This window comes from Streptomyces cucumeris, from assembly GCF_024295805.1.
GTDB classification, from domain to species: Bacteria; Actinomycetota; Actinomycetes; order Streptomycetales; family Streptomycetaceae; genus Streptomyces; species Streptomyces cucumeris.
Window position 1 is genome coordinate 138,912 of the sequence record NZ_JANCLX010000013.1, and the last position, 15,162, is coordinate 154,073.

Here is a 15,162-nt window from a genome sequence, read left to right on the forward strand (position 1 = left end):
TCAAGTGGGCCGGTTATGCGCCACGAGATTGGCGCAGCGCCGTTTCAGTCGATGCCACTCGATGTTTCGCTGCAGTGACGAAGGACGCGGGAGTGTTACGCCCGGGTGAACTGCCGTCGTCGGGCCCGATCGCTCCGTTACCGTCCGGCCACCCGGAGGGTCAGACGGCCTGGCCGGTGCCCGCGCCCTCGGGGGTGTCCGGCAGCAGGGTCACCAGCCGGTCACTGAGCGCGGCGATCTCCGGCACCTCACCGAACTGGCGCACGGCGGTGTCCACGGTCTTGCGCAATCGGTTGTTCACCCGCTCCGAGCGGACCCGCTTGGCCAGCGGCAGCGCCTGGCCGGCGATGGCCGCGCACTGCTCGGGCTCCTTCTGGAGGAGGTGGACGGTGGCCATGCCGATCAGATTGAGCGCATACGAACGCTGGTGGCCGGCGCCCTCGCCATGGTCGGTCTCCTGGCCGAAGAGGTGCACGGCCTTGCGCATCACCGGGTCGGCGAGCTGTGCGTAGGTGGGGCTGCGCCCGGCCACATAGGCGAGGTCCCGGTAGGAGTGGGCGTTCTCCGCGTTGAGCTCGGCCTCGGAGAAGAAGCCGATCCAGTCCGGGTCGCCGTCGCCCCCGGCACAGTCGGCGAAGGTGTCCTCGGCCATCTTCACGGCGCGGTGGCATTTGCTGGGCTGGCCCATATTGGCGTACGCCCGGGCCTCCATCGCATACAGCATGGCCTGGGTGCGCGGGGTGGCGCTCTCCCGGCTGCCGTACTGCGCGAGGTGGACCAGCTCCAGGGCGTCGTCGGGCCGCCCGACATGGATCATCTGGCGGCTCATACTGGAGAGGATGTACGAGCCCAGCGGGCGGTCCCCGGATTCCTTGGCGGCGTGCAGGGCGAGGACGAAGTACTTCTGGGCGGTGGGCTGGAGCCCGATGTCATAGCTCATCCACCCGGCCAGCTCGGCCAGTTCCCCGGCGACCTTGAACAGCCGCTTGGACACCGGCTCCGGATGGGACTCCTGCAGCAGATCGGTGACCTCGTGGAGCTGGCCGACCACCGCCTTGCGGCGCAGTCCGCCACCGCACTGGGCGTCCCAGGCGCGGAACATCTTGATCGTGGACTCCAGCAGCTCCAGCTCCGGCTCGGAGAGCCGGGAGACGCGCCGCGAGCGCCCCTTCTCCGCCGGACGCGCCCCGCCGGCCGCCCCGCCGGGCGAGGGCACCAGCCAGCGCTGCATCGGCTCGATCAGGGCGGGTCCGGCGGAGAGCGCGAGGGAGGTGCCGAGGAATCCGCGGCGGGCGAGCATCAGATCGCTGCGGGAGAACTCGCCGATCAGCGCGACCGTCTCGGGCCCGGCCCAGGGGAGGTCCACCCCGGACACGGACGGTGACCGGTGGGCGGCACGCAACCCGAGGTCCTCGATGCCCACGACACAGCCGAAGCGCTCGGAGAACAGCTCGGAGAGGATCTGCGGGATCGGCTCGCGCGGCTGCTCGCCATCGAGCCAGCGGCGCACCCGCGAGGTGTCGGTACTGATGTGATGAGCACCTAACTGACGTGCTCTGCGGTTGACTTGTCGGGCCAGCTCCCCCTTCGACCAGCCGCTGCGCACGAACCACGACCCCAACTGTGCGTTGGGGCGCTTCTCAGCACCGCCGCCGCTGTCGCCCACTGGAAGGCCCCCATCCCACACGTCTGCCCGAACCGCCACCAGAATGCCTTCTGTCACGGTCAGTTGTCCCCTCGATACGGCACATCAACCGTCGGGGACGCGGATCGCTTCATGCCTCTGGCATGTACCGATCCGCACTCCACCCATGCTCAGGCCGTGCTCCACCGAGCGCCGGGCCCAGGGTTCATGCACTCAAAGTAATCCTACGATCACGCCTCCGGCGAGGCAGTTCGGGAAAACGCCACCATTCGCCACCCCTTCGAATGAACCCCTTTACCGATTCCCACGATTCACTTGACACCGGGGCAGCCGGAGACGGTGAAGGGGTGCACACCGGGGCGCATGAGTCGCGCGACACCACCCTGGTCACACCGGAGCGCACCGTCGTCGCGCCCCTGCCGACGACGGAGCGTCATCACCGCATTCCGGCTCGTAACCATCGAGAGCGCGACCCGTTGGAGGAGGCATGGGCTTCACGATCGGCGGCATCCGGGACATGCGGTCCGGCTCACGGCGCCGCGGCCGTATGTCCGAGTCCACGACGGTGGCTGAGTACACCGGCCTGTGGGGCTGGGACGTCGCGCCGGGCGCACGGGCGGCACGGGGTACGGGCGCCGGCAGAAACGAATGTTCTTGCGGAGCGGACGACTGCGCCTCCCCCGGCGCCCATCCGCTCTCCTTCGCCTCCGTCGTTCCGGCGGGCGCGACCCTCGGTGCCGCCGCGGCGGCGTGGGAGGAGACCCCGGGCGCGGCCGTACTGCTGCCCGTGGGGCGTGCTTTCGACGTCCTGGAGGTGTCGGAGTACGCGGGGCGCCATGCGCTGGTCCGGCTGGAGCGGATGGGGCTGCCGCTGGGGCCGGTGGCGGTCACCCCGCACGGCCGCGCCCAGTTCTTCGTGGCCCCCGGCGCCGCCCGTGAACTCCCCGAGCTGCTCTACCGGATGGGCTGGGACGACGCCGATCTCGATCTGCGCTGTCTGGGCCCGGGCGACCACATCACCGCGCCGCCCTCCGACTTCGGCGGCCTCGGCCCGGTCCGCTGGCTGCGCCCGCCGGCGCTGGACACCGCGGGGTGTCCGCCGCACGCCCGGCTGGTGCTGGGCACGCTCGCCTATCTGAGCCATCGCGCGGGGGCCTGAGCGCCGCTTCCCGGCGTCCGGGCCCCATGAGCGCGGGGCGGACCGGATCTCTCCGGTCCGCCCCGCGCTCATGGGAACCCTTCGGAAACGTCCCCCGCCGATCAGCCGCCGGCTCTCCCGCCGTCAGTCGCCGATCAGCGCGTCGACGAACGCCTCCGGCTCGAACGGCGCGAGATCGTCCGCGCCCTCGCCGAGGCCCACCAGCTTGACCGGGACGCCCAGCTCGCGCTGGACCGCGACCACGATGCCGCCCTTGGCGGTGCCGTCCAGCTTGGTCAGCACGATGCCGGTGATGTCCACGACCTCCGCGAACACCCGGGCCTGCACCAGGCCGTTCTGCCCGGTGGTGGCGTCGAGCACGAGCAGCACCTCGTCCACCGCGCCATGCTTCTCCACGACCCGCTTGACCTTGCCCAGCTCGTCCATGAGACCGGTCTTGGTGTGCAGCCGCCCCGCGGTGTCGATCAGCACGACGTCCGCGGCCTCGGCGATGCCCTCCTTGACGGCGTCGAAGGCGACCGACGCCGGATCACCGGCCTCGGGGCCGCGGACGGTCCGGGCGCCGACCCGCTCGCCCCAGGTCTGGAGCTGATCGGCGGCGGCCGCGCGGAAGGTGTCGGCGGCGCCCAGCACCACCGACTTGCCGTCGGCGACCAGCACCCGGGCCAGCTTGCCGGTGGTGGTGGTCTTGCCGGTGCCGTTGACGCCGACGACCAGGACGACGCCCGGCTTCTCCTCGCCGTTCGGGCCCACCCCGCTCTCGGTGTGCACGGTGCGGTCCGCCTCGGTGCCGATGAGGTGCAGCAGCTCCTCGCGCAGCAGACCGCGCAGCTCCTCGGGGGTACGGGTGCCGAGCACCTTGACGCGCTCACGCAGCCGCTCGACCAGCTCCTGGGTCGGGGTGACGCCGACGTCGGCGGTCAGCAGGGTGTCCTCGATCTCCTCCCAGGTGTCGTCGTCGAGGTGCTCCCGGGACAGCAGTGTCAGCAGTCCCTTGCCCAGGGTGTTCTGGGAGCGGGACAGCCGGGCGCGCAGCCGGACCAGCCGTCCGGCGGTCGGCTCCGGAACCTCGACCGGCGGGACCTCGGGCGCGGCGGGCGCGGGCGCCTCCGCCGTCGCGGCCGGGGCGCCGGACCCCGGCAGGTCCACCTCCTCGATGGTCCTGCGCGGTTCCTCGCGCGGGGTTTCGGCCTCCTCGCCGACATGCGGTTCGGCGGGCGGCGCGGTGACGGACGGGCTGCTCGGCGGGGCCGTGGGCAGCCGCTTCTTCTTGCGGCTGGTGACCACGAACCCGCTGATCGCGGCGACCGCGATCACAGCGATGACTACGGCAAGGATGACGAATTCCATAACCCACCCAGTATCAGCCACGAGCCCGGGAAGTCATTCGCCCCCGAGCCCGGCTTCCCGCGCGCGGACGATCGCCTGCGCACGATCACGCACCTGGAGCTTGGCGAAGATGGACCCGACGTGATTGCGCACGGTCTTGTCGGTGACCACCAGCCGCTGGGCGATCTGGCGGTAGCCGAGCCCGCGCGCCAGCAGGTCCAGCACCTCGCGCTCCCGTGCGGTGAGGGTGGGGAACGCCTCCTTCGCGGACGCCGACGCGGAGGCGCCGAGCAGCGCCCCGAGCCGCTCGGCCATCCGCGGGCTGAACACCGCGCCGCCGCGGGCCACGGTGTGCAGCGCCCTGAGGATCTCGTCACGCCCCGCGCCCTTGAGCAGATAGCCCCGGGCCCCGGCGCGCACGGCGGCCAGCAGGCTGTCGTCGTCCTCGGACATCGTCATGACCATCACCCGCGCCTCGGGACGTCCGCACAGGATCCGGCGCGTGGCCTCCAGCCCGGACCGCCCCGGCAGCCCGAGGTCCATCACCACCAGATCGGGCTCGGTGCGCGCGGCCTCGGCGACGGCCTCGTCCGCACAGGCGGCCTGTCCGACGACGCTGAACGCCTGGTCGAGGTTGACGGCCGCCGCCAGCCCCTCGCGGAACAGCGGATGGTCGTCCACCAGGAGGACCCGCCACTGCGGCCCCTCCGTCTCATCGGTCACCGTCCCGGCGTCCTCTCTCCACATGGTGCGGACTCATGGGCTCCCAGGGATGCCCGCCCGGGCGCTCGGTGTCGTCCGCCGCGGGCGCCCGGCGCAATGGGGTGTCCGCCGGTGTCATCGGCGCACGCCGCGGCGCATCCACCGCGGGGCGCTCCGCCGCACCCGCCGAAGCGCCGGGCGCCCTGGGCGGCGCGGGCGCCGGAGCCGGAGCCGGTCGCGGTGGCTCGGGCGGGAGCGGAGGCGGGGATGGGGGCGGGGGTGGCCTCAGCGCGGCGCAGGTCTCATGGCCCGTGGCCGTCCCCCGGTGCGCCTCGGGGTTGCCGTGTTCCCCGGGACCGGCCAGCGGGAGCACCGCATGCACCACCGTGCCCGTGGCCGAGCCGGTGACCGTGCAGGAGCCGCCGATCTCCTCGGCGCGTTCGGTCACCGAGGCCAGGCCGATACCGGGGACCGCGGTCTCCCGCAGACCGCTGCCGTCGTCGGTGACCTTGACCTGGAGGGTGTCCGGGCCCGCGGTGAGTTCGATGTGCACCTGGCGTGCCCGGGCGTGCCGCACCGCGTTGGTGAGCGATTCGGCGGCGATGCGGTAGGCGGCCGTCTCGACCCCGGGCGACAGCGGCGGCAGGGCGAGCGGGCGGCTGGCCACGCCGACCCGCAGCCCGTCGATGCCCAGCCGGTGCCCCAGGTCCCGTACCGCACCGGCCAGTCCGCGGTCGGCCAGCGCGGCGGGCGCGAGCCCGGAGGTGATCCGGCGCACCTCGACCAGCGCCTCGGCGAGGGTTTCGGCGGCCTCGCGGAGCTGCGCACGGGCGGGGTGGCCGGGGGCGCAGGAGGTCTGGGCGATGTCCAGGCGCAGCCGTACGGCGGCCAGTTGGGGGCCGAGGCCGTCGTGGATCTCACGGCGCAGCCGCCGGCGTTCCTGTTCGCGGGCGAGCACCAGCCGTTCCCGGGCCGCCTGGGCCTCCTCGGCCAGGCCCAGTGCGGCGAGCGCGGGGGCGGCCTGGTCGGCGAGGAGGGAGAGCAGCCCGCTGTCGCGCTCGGCGGGGGTGCCGGATGCGTCGCGGGAGACTTCGAGACGGCCGACGGGACGGCCGTGGTGGCGCAGTACGAACGTCTGGACCGGGCCGGTGAGCGGTGCTCCGGCGGCGGCCAGCCGCCGTGGCCCGGCGCGGGTGTCGACGCTGACGGCGGCGCCGGAGACACCGAGGTCCTCCACCGCGCTGCGGCAGATCTGCTGGGGTACCTCGCCCGGGTGCGGGGCCTGCTGGAGGCGTACGGCCAGGGCGCTGACGGCTTCGTGCGGGCGGGCGCGCGGCCCGTAGAAGGCGCGCTCGACGCGGAGGGTGAGCCAGCGGGCGCCGGGCCGCAGGGCCCAGCCCAGCAGCAGGGCGCCGCCCGCGGTGAGGGTGGTGGCGCCGCTACGGACGGAGGGGATCCCGGCCTGGACGGCGACGACGGCACAGACCACCACGGCGGCCAGGGAGGTCAGGACGAAGGCGCGGGCGAGCCGGTGGCTGGTGGAGCGGTCCAGCCGCCATATCCCGGTGCGGGCGACGCCCAGGCAGATGGCGGCGGCCCAGACCGCGCTGCCCAGGGTGCGGGCGACGATGGTCGGCACGCCTTCGCCCCATTCGGTGAGCAGGAGGGAGACACAGGCGGGGTAGGCGGCGGCGAGCAGCGCCCAGTCACGGCGTTCGGCACCGTGGGAGACGGTGGCGTGCCAGCACAGGGCGGCGGTCACCGCGAAGGCCACGGTGCGCAGCACCCAGGGTTCGGCCTCGGCGTAGGTGCCCAGGTGCTCGAAGGCCCACTGTCCGCAGCCGGTGTCGAAGGCGGGGTTGGGGACGGTGCCCACCAGGGGTTCGCTGATGACCCACAGCACCGCGTAGCCCAGCCAGTAGGCGGAGGCGCCGGCGCTCATGGCCCACCACTGCCATCGTCGCCGGGCGCCGCGCGGGAACAGCCACAGCGGCAGCAGCAGTACGGTCAGCGGACGGCAGGCGATCTTGGCCGCGGCCAGCAGCAGTGACACCACGGCGCCGGTGGTGCCGAGGTCGGCGATGCCCAGTAGCTGGGCCACGGCGGACGGCAGCAGCCACAGCGCCCCGGCCACCAGCAGCACGCTGCCGTAGCGCCGGGCGGACCGCTCGGCGAGCAGCAGCACCCCGACGCCGAGCACCGGGATACCGACGGCGACCCGGGTCAGGACGGCGGCGCCGCGCGGCCGCGGGTAGGTCAGCGCGAGCCACTGGTCGTTGACGCGCAGCAGTCCGGCGAGCCAGCCCGCCGCCACCACCACGAACAGCGCCGACACCCCGCCCGCGGCCTGGACGGCCCGGTCCCTGGGCAGTGCGGCACGCCTCATGTCAGCGCGCGGGCGCGTGGTGCGCGCCCGCGCGGGACCGGCCGCCCCTGACCCACAGCGTGACGTAGGCGTCGCCGCGTCCGGGGCGGCACTTGTACTCGTCCCACCGGTGTTCGCGGATCCCTTCCTTGCCCGCGCGCTGGCACGCCCCGCTGGTGTCGAAGTGCCCCTCCTCGCGCCAGGAGGTGCTTCCGGAGGCGGTGGCCGGGAATGCGGCGGCGTTCCACAGGACGGCTCCTGCGAGCAGGCCGAGCGCGATGGTCGCGCGGGTCGGGAAAGGGCGCATGGTCGGTCTCCTTGTTCTCGCCCCCGAGCACTACCCGCCGTCACGGCGCTGAAGTGCGAGGACGCCCCAGCCCACCCGAACCGGTGACCTCCTAGTACCCGCGTTCCGTTCGGAGCGTGGGGAGTTGGGGGCGGACGGGTTCACCACACGAACATCAGGACGGTGACGGCGATGTCCTCCGCCTCCGCGTAGCACAGGCCGATCCGCATCAGATGGAGCATGATCGGCTGGGCGGCCCAGTTCTCCGGCGTGTCGAGGAAGTTGGCGAGCCGGTGGGCGTACCGGCGGACCATGGCCGTCTCCCGGGCGGTGAGCCGGGTGAGGAGTTTGGCCAGCAGCGCGCCGCCGTGGCGCAGCGCGATCACCACCAGCCGCCGGCGGACCAGCCGGGCGACGGCGGGGTCGGGGTCCCCGGGCGAGCAGAGGAAGGCACGGGCGGCGTCGAGTTCGGCCGCGAGGGCCGCGCCGTGCTCCGGGCCGCGGGGGCCGTTGAGCCGGACCCGGGTGACGAGATCGTCGATGTCGGATCCGGTGATGAGGTGTGGCTCCCCCGTGCTGATCATCACGCGCCGCTCCTTGGTGTGGGGATGTGCGGCCCGCGGAGCGGGCCGTGTCCCACGATGGGCCGCCCCGCGTCCCAGGCGCATGAGTCATCCGCCCCGGTCCGCCCGTGCGCCGGGAAGGGCGCGGGCGGGGTCTGCCGTCCGCCGCACACCGATGGAAATTTGACGGATCGTCAGTTACGGTCGCACTCCCCCGGGGGCCCGCCCAGGACGAAGGGGAGTTCCGCCATGCCCGTCACGGTCGTACGGCTGAATCTCGTCGATCCCGCCGCCACCTCCGGCTCCCTGTCCGCCCGCTACCGCGCCGCCGTGGAGATGGCTGCCTACGCGGACGAACAGGGCGTCGACACCGTCCAGACCGAGGAGCACCACGGCTCCGCCGACGGCTGGCTGCCCGCACCGCTGGTGTTCGCGGGCGCGGTGCTGGGCGCCACCCGGCGGATCACGGTGACGGTCTCCGCCCTGATCACCCCGCTGTACGACCCGCTGCGGCTGGCCGAGGACATCGCGGTGCTGGACCTGGTGAGCGGCGGCCGGCTGGTGACGGTGGCGGGGATCGGCTACCGCCCGGAGGAGTACGCGGCGCACGGCCGGGACTGGGCGGGGCGCGGTGCGCTCCAGGACGAGGCGCTGGAGACGCTGCTCGCGGCCTGGACGGGCGAACCGTTCCGCCACCGCGGCCGTACGGTGCGGGTGACCCCGCGCCCCGCCACCCGGCCGCATCCGCCGCTGCTGGTGGGCGGCAGCTCCCGGCCCGCGGCGCGCCGGGCCGCCCGGCTGGGGCTGCCGTTCTTCCCCAGCGCCCATCTGCCGGAGCTGGAGGAGTACTACCACGCCCGGCGGGCGGAGTACGGCACCGAGGGCTGGTGCCTGATGCCGCCGGAGTCCACACCGCTGCTGCACGTGGCGGAGGATCCGGACCGGGTCTGGGCGGAGTACGGCCACCATCTGCTGCACGAGGCGCGGACGTACGCGTCCTGGCAGCCGGAGGGGGTGCGGTCGGCGGTGCGCTCCCGGGCCGCGGACGCCGCGGCCCTGCGCGCGGAGGGCGTCTACCGCGTCCTGACGCCCGGGGAGTGCCTGGCGTACGCGGCGGAGGACGGCGGCCGGACCAGTCTGGTGCTGCATCCGCTGTGCGGCGGGATGCCGGTGGAGGAGGCCTGGCGCTCGCTGCGGCTGTTCGCGGAACGAGTACTGCCCCGCCTCGAGGACTCGGGGCGGGGCAGCTCTCCTGTGCGAGGAGCGGGCGGCGGGGGGATTTAGCCCATCTCCTCCAACGCCTTGCCCTTGGTCTCCGGCACCCACTTGAGGATGAACGGGATCGAGAGCAGGGCGAAGGCCGTGTACATGATGTACGTCGCGGACAGATTCCAGTCCGACAGGCTCGGGAAGCTGGCGGTGATGGCCCAGTTGGCGATCCACTGGGCGGAGGCGGCGACACCGAGCGCCGCGGCGCGGATCTTGTTCGGGAACATCTCGCCGAGCAGGACCCAGACCACCACACCCCACGAGAGGGCGAAGAAGAGCACGAACGCGTGGGCGGCGACCAGGGCCACCACACCCTCGGTGTGCGGCAGCTTGCCGCCCACCAGGTTCGCGGAGAAGGCCCAGGCGACCAGGCCGAGCGAGACCGCCATGCCGATCGAGCCGATGAGCGCCAGCGGCTTGCGGCCGATCCGGTCGACGAAGATCATCGCGATCACGGTGCCGAGGATGTTGATGATCGACGTGGTGAAGGAGTAGAAGAACGAGCCGCTCGGGTCGACGCCGACGGACTGCCACAGCGTCGAGGAGTAGTAGAACGCCACGTTGATGCCGACGAGCTGCTGGAACACCGACAGGCCGACACCGATCCAGACCACCGGCAGCAGACCGAAGCGGCCGCCCAGCAGGTCCTTGAAGGTCGACTTGTGCTCACTGCGCATCGCCCGGTCGATCTCGTCGACCCGGACGTCCAGGTCGACGGTCTTGCCCTCGACCTCGCGCAGGACCTCCTTCGCGCGGTCGAGACGGCCGACGGAGATCAGGAAGCGGGGCGACTCGGGGATCGCGAAGGACAGCAGACCGTAGAGGACGGCCGGGACGACCATGACGCCGAGCATCCACTGCCACGCCTCGAGACCGGCGATGGTGCCGCGCTGGTCACCGTCGGCGAGGTTGAGGATGCCCCAGTTGACGAGCTGGGACAGGGCGATGCCGATGACGATCGCGGCCTGCTGGAAGGAGGCGAGACGGCCGCGGTACGCGGGCGGGGCGACCTCGGCGATGTAGGCCGGGCCGATCACGGAGGCCATACCGATGCCGATACCGCCGAGCACCCGCCACATGGCCAGGTCCCACAGCGAGAACGGCAGGGCGGAGCCGACGGCGCTGACGGTGAAGAGCGCGGCGGCGATCTGCATGACGCGGATCCGGCCGATACGGTCGGCTATCCGGCCGGCGGTGGCGGCGCCGATCGCCGAACCGATCAGGGCGATGGCGACGACCTGGGCCAGGGCTGCGGAACCGATGTCGTACTTGCCGCGGATGGCTTCGACCGCTCCGTTGATCACCGAGCTGTCGTAGCCGAAGAGGAAGCCGCCCATCGCGGCGGCGGCGGTGATGAAGATGACGTGGCCGAGGTGGTCCGGCTGGGCCTTACGGCCCTCGGATCCCTTCTGGGCCTGCGCGGTGGTGGTCAACGTGAACTCCTGTGGCCCGCCCGGCAACGCTGCCGGACGTCGGGGCTGGCTGGCTCTTCCAGCGGAGGCGAGCCGAGCGGTCGGCCACCACTTGAAGGTAAAAGCAACGTTGCAGAGACTATTCCTTCAAGTTTCGAAGTCAATAGGGTGTGACGAATAAATCCGCCGCACGTGGCGACACGCTCTGTTGAGCACTTGACTTCAAGTGTTGAAGCGGTCACCGCAGGCGCTGGCTGATGACCTTCGATACGCCGTCGCCCTGCATGGAGACGCCGTAGAGGGCGTCGGCGACTTCCATCGTCCGCTTCTGGTGCGTGATCACGATCAGCTGGGAGGACTCCTGGAGTTCCTCCATGATCCGGATCAGCCGCTGGAGATTGGTGTCGTCCAGCGCCGCCTCGACCTCGTCCATCACATAGAACGGGCTCGGCCGCGCCTTGAAGATCGACACCAGCAGCGCCACCGCGGTCAGCGACCGCTCACCGCCGGACAGCAGCGACAGCCGCTTGACCTTCTTGCCCGGGGGTCTGGCCTCCACATCCACCCCGGTGGTCAGCATGTTCTCGGGGTCGGTCAGGATCAGCCGCCCCTCCCCGCCGGGGAACAGCCGGGAGAAGACGCCCTCGAACTCCCGGGCGGTGTCCCGGTACGCCTCGGTGAACACCTGCTCGACCCGCTCGTCGACCTCCCTGACCACCTGGAGCAGATCGGCCCGGGTCTTCTTCAGGTCCTCCAGCTGCTCACTGAGGAACTGGTGCCGCTCCTCCAGCGCCGCGAACTCCTCCAGCGCCAGCGGATTGACCTTGCCGAGCTGCTGGTACGCACGCTCCGCCGCCTTCAGCCGCTTCTCCTGCTGCGCCCGGACGTAAGCCACCGGCTGGTTGCGGGGGTGCTCGGGATCCTCCGGCAGCTCCTCGCCCTCGGCGGGCGGCGACGGCGGCACCGGCTGGTCCGGGCCGTACTCGGCGATCAGCCCGGCCGGTTCGACGCCCAGCTCCTCCAGCGCCTTGGCCTCCAACTGCTCGATCCGCAGCCGCTTCTCCGCGCCCAGCACCTCGCCCCGGTGCACCGAATCGGTCAGCTTGTCCAGCTCGCCCTTGAGGTCACGGCCCTGGTTGCGCTCGGCGACCAGCTCCCGTTCCCGCTCGGCCTTGGCGCGCTCCGCCGCGTCCCGCTCCTCCCCGGCCCGCACCAGCGACACCTCGACATGGGCCAGGAGCTGACGGCCGCCCGCCGCCACGGCCGAGGCCACCTCCGCCTCCCGGCGCAGCCGGGCGCGCCGCTGCTCGGCGCGCGCCCGTGCCTCGCGCTCGGCGCGTGCACCCCGGTCCAGCGCGTCCGCCCGCCCCGCGAGCCCCTTGACGCGCTCCTCATGGGTGCGGACCTGGAGCCGCGCCTCCATCTCGGTCTGCCGCGCGTTCGCCCCGTCCGCCGCGAGGCGGTCCCGTACCGAGGTGTCCGGCTCCTCCTCGCCGGGTGCCTCCTCGGCCACCGCGAGCCGCTCGGCGAGCTCCTCGGCCTCCTCGACCGCCCGCTCCAGCGCCTCTTCGGCGCGGGCGGCCGCCGCGGTCGTGCGCTCGGCCTCCCCGGCCGCTCCGCGCGCCTGTCCACCCAGCCGTCCGAGGGACTGCGCGACCTGCGACTTCTCCCGGTCGGCCGCACTGCGCCGGGCCGCCAGCTCCTCGACGAGGGCCGCACACGCGGTACGCCGCTCCGCCGCGGCGCGCTGCGCCCCGGCCAGTTCCTCGCACCGTACGGCCAGCTCCGCCAGTTCCGCCGCGGCCTCGTCGACCGACGCCTGTACCTCCAGCAGACTGGGCACCCCGGCGGACCCGCCCTGGGCGAAGTGGGCCCCGAGCAGATCCCCCTCGGCGGTCACCGCCGTCACTTCCGGCGACCGCCCCACCAGGTGCTCGGCGTCCTCCAGGGTGGGCACCACGACCATGCCGTCGAGCAGCCGCCGCAGCGCCGGCAGCAGCTCCTGGGGACCGCCCACCAGATCGACCACCCGCTGTGGGCTCCCGGCACCGTCCGGCCCGGTCCGCGCCCCGGGCACGCTGATGTCTCCTCCGGCCCCGCCGCCGTGCGCGGCGGGATGCGGCACCCGGACGACCTCGTCCGGCCCTCCGCCGTCCCCGGACCGCGTCCCTGGGACGACGCCTGACCCGCCCGAGGCCGCGGGACCCCGTGCGGCGGAACCGCCGGGTGACGGCGCGGGGGCGGCACCGGCCGCGCCGGCACCGGCGGCCCCCGGCTCCCCGTGATCCGCGCCGGTGGCCCCGTGGGCGGACGGTCCCCGGGCCGGACCGGCCGCGGGGTACGACACCGTCGGCCCCTGCGGGGCCGGGACCGCCGGATGGCCGGGCGCGGCCGCGTCCGGGACGGAGGTGGTGCCGGGCCCGGTCGCCCCGTGGGTACCGCCGTCCGCCGTCGCGGAGGCGCCGTGGGACTCCCGGGCGACGGCAAGCGGAGCCGGGGCGCCCGGGGGCGCGCCCAGGAGGAGGGCGGCGCGGCCCGCGTCCTGGGCGCGCAGCAGCCGCAGGGCGTCCGCCGCGGCGGCGGGGTCGGTGACGGCGAGGGCGTCGGCGGCGGCGCCCAGGGCCGCGGCGACCGGGACCTCGAAGCCCGGGGTGACGGTCAGCAGTTCGGCGGCGGGGCCGAGGAGACCGGTGAGCCGGTCGGAGGCGGCCAGCAGTGCGCCGGTGCCGTCCTTCCGGCGCAGTCCGAGTGCCAGCGCGTCATGCCGGGCCGCGGTGGCCGCCCGCTCGCGCTCGGCGGCGGTGACGGCCTCACGGGCGGTGCTCAGGGCCGCGTCCGCCCCGGCCAGCTCCCGTTTGGCCGTCTCATGGCGCTCCGCCAGTTCCGCGTCACCCGCGTCGAGTCCGTCCACCTCGGCCTGGAGCTGTTCGTACTCCTCCTGAGCGGCGACGGCCCGGGCCTGGGCCTCGTCCCGGGCGGTGGCCAGCCGTTCGATCTCGGCGCGGGCGGAACCGGCCCGGCCGCGGGCGGCGTTCACCTGGCCCTGGAGCCGGGCGAGCCCTTCACGGCGGTCGGCGATGGCGCGGGCCACGTCCTTGAGCCGGCGCTCCTCCTGGGCGAGGGCGCGCTCCAGCCCGGCCCGGTGGGAGACGGTGTCCTCCAGAGCCCGGCCGGCCGCCTCCAGGGCCGCTTCGAGCTCGGCCTCCTGCTCCCGGATCCGGGCGGCCTCGCGCTCCATGTCCTCCGGGTCACGGCCGCGCCGCTCCTCGGCCGGGGCGGAGGTCGCGCTGGTGACCCGGGCGTCCGCGAGACTGATGGTGCCGCGCACCCGTTCGGCGAGCTGGGAGAGCTCGTACCAGGTCGCCTGCGCGTCCCGCAGCCGCGGCGCGAGCTGCCGGACCTGCTCCTCGAGTGCCGCCTCACGCGCCTGTGCGGCCCGCAACTCGGCCTCGGCGGCCTCCTTGCGCTCCTTCAGCGCCGCCTCGTCGGCGACCTCGGCCCGCAGCGCCTCGCGCAGGGTCACCAGGTCATCGGCGAGCAGCCGCAGCCGGGCGTCGCGCAGATCGGCCTGGATGACGGCGGCCCGCCGGGCGACGGCGGCCTGGCGGCCGAGCGGTTTGAGCTGGCGCCGCAGTTCGTCGGTGAGGTCCTGGACACGGGCGAGGTTGGCCTGCATCGCGTCCAGCTTCCGCAGCGCCTTCTCCTTGCGCTTGCGGTGCTTGAGGACGCCCGCGGCCTCCTCGATGAAGGCACGGCGGCCGGTGGGATCGGCGTGCAGAACGCCGTCGAGCTGGCCCTGGCCGACGATGACGTGCATCTCACGGCCGATACCGGAGTCGGACAGCAGATCCTGGATGTCCAGCAGACGGCAGGTGTCGCCGTTGATCTGGTATTCGCTGCCGCCGTTGCGGAACATGATCCGCGTGATCGTCACTTCGGCGTAGTCGATGGGGAGCGCGCCGTCGGCGTTGTCGATGGTGAGGGAGACCTCGGCACGGCCCAGCGGGGGGCGGCCGGTGGTCCCGGCGAAGATGACGTCCTCCATCTTGCCGCCGCGCAGCGATTTCGCGCCCTGTTCACCCATGACCCAGGAAAGGGCGTCCACGACATTGGACTTGCCCGAGCCATTGGGGCCGACGACGCAGGTGATACCCGGCTCGAACCGGAGCGTCGTGGCGGAGGCGAAGGATTTGAAGCCTCGGAGGGTCAGGCTCTTCAGGTGCACGCCGTTGGACTCTACCCGCCGCTTTCCGCCCGGCACCGTCCCCGGCACGGGGCGGCGCGGGCGCGTCCGGGCTTTTTCCGGGTTTCAGGAAAGATCGGTTTCACCGATGAGAGGGAGGGGCACATCAGTCGGTAAGGAAAACCCGGAAGAACGCGGGGGACACGACGAAGGGACGCCGAGGCGTCCCTTGAAGATTCTCAAGCGGCT

Annotated in this window: 10 protein-coding genes; 2 read left to right on the top strand and 8 right to left on the bottom strand. The window is 73.2% G+C overall.

The genetic code is table 11. The features are described from left to right. Positions 1-160: 160 nt before the first annotated feature. Positions 161-1,666 (bottom strand): transcriptional repressor NsdA, encoded by a 1,506-nt coding sequence (nsdA, locus tag NMK44_RS20585; protein WP_254745178.1) that lies wholly within the window; start codon positions 1,664-1,666, stop codon positions 161-163. Positions 1,667-2,132: 466 nt separating this feature from the next. Here nsdA and NMK44_RS20590 point away from each other — a divergent pair, with 466 nt between their 5' ends. Next, positions 2,133-2,804, top strand: a complete 672-nt coding sequence (locus NMK44_RS20590) for a bifunctional DNA primase/polymerase (RefSeq protein WP_254745180.1) — start codon at positions 2,133-2,135, stop codon at positions 2,802-2,804. Between the two features lie 123 nt (positions 2,805-2,927). On the opposite strand, the gene ftsY is transcribed toward NMK44_RS20590, so the two are convergent. The 5 genes from ftsY to NMK44_RS20615 all read right to left on the bottom strand — a co-directional run bounded on the left by ftsY (position 2,928) and on the right by NMK44_RS20615 (position 8,070). Beyond that, a complete protein-coding gene (ftsY, locus tag NMK44_RS20595; protein WP_254745181.1) occupies positions 2,928-4,154 on the bottom strand; it encodes a signal recognition particle-docking protein FtsY in 1,227 nt (408 codons plus the stop codon). Positions 4,155-4,187: 33 nt separating this feature from the next. Beyond that, positions 4,188-4,856 carry a response regulator gene (locus NMK44_RS20600; RefSeq protein WP_254745183.1) on the bottom strand — a complete coding sequence of 223 codons (669 nt, stop codon included), beginning with the start codon at positions 4,854-4,856 and terminating at the stop codon, positions 4,188-4,190. Then, entirely contained in the window at positions 4,846-7,221 is a 2,376-nt protein-coding gene (locus NMK44_RS20605; protein ID WP_254745185.1) for a histidine kinase, read from the bottom strand. Before NMK44_RS20605 ends, NMK44_RS20600 begins: the two co-directional genes overlap by 11 nt. 1 nt (position 7,222) lies before the next feature. After that, positions 7,223-7,507 carry a hypothetical protein gene (locus tag NMK44_RS20610; protein ID WP_254745187.1) on the bottom strand — a complete coding sequence of 95 codons (285 nt, stop codon included), beginning with the start codon at positions 7,505-7,507 and terminating at the stop codon, positions 7,223-7,225. A 140-nt stretch (positions 7,508-7,647) separates the two neighbouring features. Further along, positions 7,648-8,070, bottom strand: a complete 423-nt coding sequence (locus tag NMK44_RS20615) for a hypothetical protein (protein ID WP_254745261.1) — start codon at positions 8,068-8,070, stop codon at positions 7,648-7,650. 228 nt (positions 8,071-8,298) lie between these two features. On the opposite strand from NMK44_RS20615, the gene NMK44_RS20620 reads away from it, so the two are divergent. Beyond that, positions 8,299-9,333 carry an LLM class flavin-dependent oxidoreductase gene (locus NMK44_RS20620; RefSeq protein ID WP_254745189.1) on the top strand — a complete coding sequence of 345 codons (1,035 nt, stop codon included), beginning with the start codon at positions 8,299-8,301 and terminating at the stop codon, positions 9,331-9,333. Here NMK44_RS20620 and NMK44_RS20625 read toward each other — a convergent pair. Together NMK44_RS20625 and NMK44_RS20630 are read right to left on the bottom strand one after the other, a co-directional pair. Beyond that, positions 9,330-10,751 carry a sugar porter family MFS transporter gene (locus tag NMK44_RS20625; RefSeq protein WP_254745191.1) on the bottom strand — a complete coding sequence of 474 codons (1,422 nt, stop codon included), beginning with the start codon at positions 10,749-10,751 and terminating at the stop codon, positions 9,330-9,332. The genes NMK44_RS20620 and NMK44_RS20625 overlap by 4 nt on opposite strands. A gap of 217 nt (positions 10,752-10,968) precedes the next feature. Continuing rightward, a complete protein-coding gene (locus NMK44_RS20630) occupies positions 10,969-14,955 on the bottom strand; it encodes an AAA family ATPase (RefSeq protein WP_254745193.1) in 3,987 nt (1,328 codons plus the stop codon). Between the last annotated feature and the right edge of the window lie 207 nt (positions 14,956-15,162).

Coding starts and splice junctions, on each gene's coding strand:
- NMK44_RS20605 (WP_254745185.1), bottom strand. CDS start 7,221: ATGAGGCGTGCCGCACTGCCCAGGGACCGGGCCGTCCAGGCCGCGGGC.
- ftsY (WP_254745181.1), bottom strand. CDS start 4,154: ATGGAATTCGTCATCCTTGCCGTAGTCATCGCTGTGATCGCGGTCGCC.
- NMK44_RS20620 (WP_254745189.1), top strand. CDS start 8,299: ATGCCCGTCACGGTCGTACGGCTGAATCTCGTCGATCCCGCCGCCACC.
- NMK44_RS20610 (WP_254745187.1), bottom strand. CDS start 7,507: ATGCGCCCTTTCCCGACCCGCGCGACCATCGCGCTCGGCCTGCTCGCA.
- NMK44_RS20615 (WP_254745261.1), bottom strand. CDS start 8,070: ATGATCAGCACGGGGGAGCCACACCTCATCACCGGATCCGACATCGAC.
- NMK44_RS20590 (WP_254745180.1), top strand. CDS start 2,133: ATGGGCTTCACGATCGGCGGCATCCGGGACATGCGGTCCGGCTCACGG.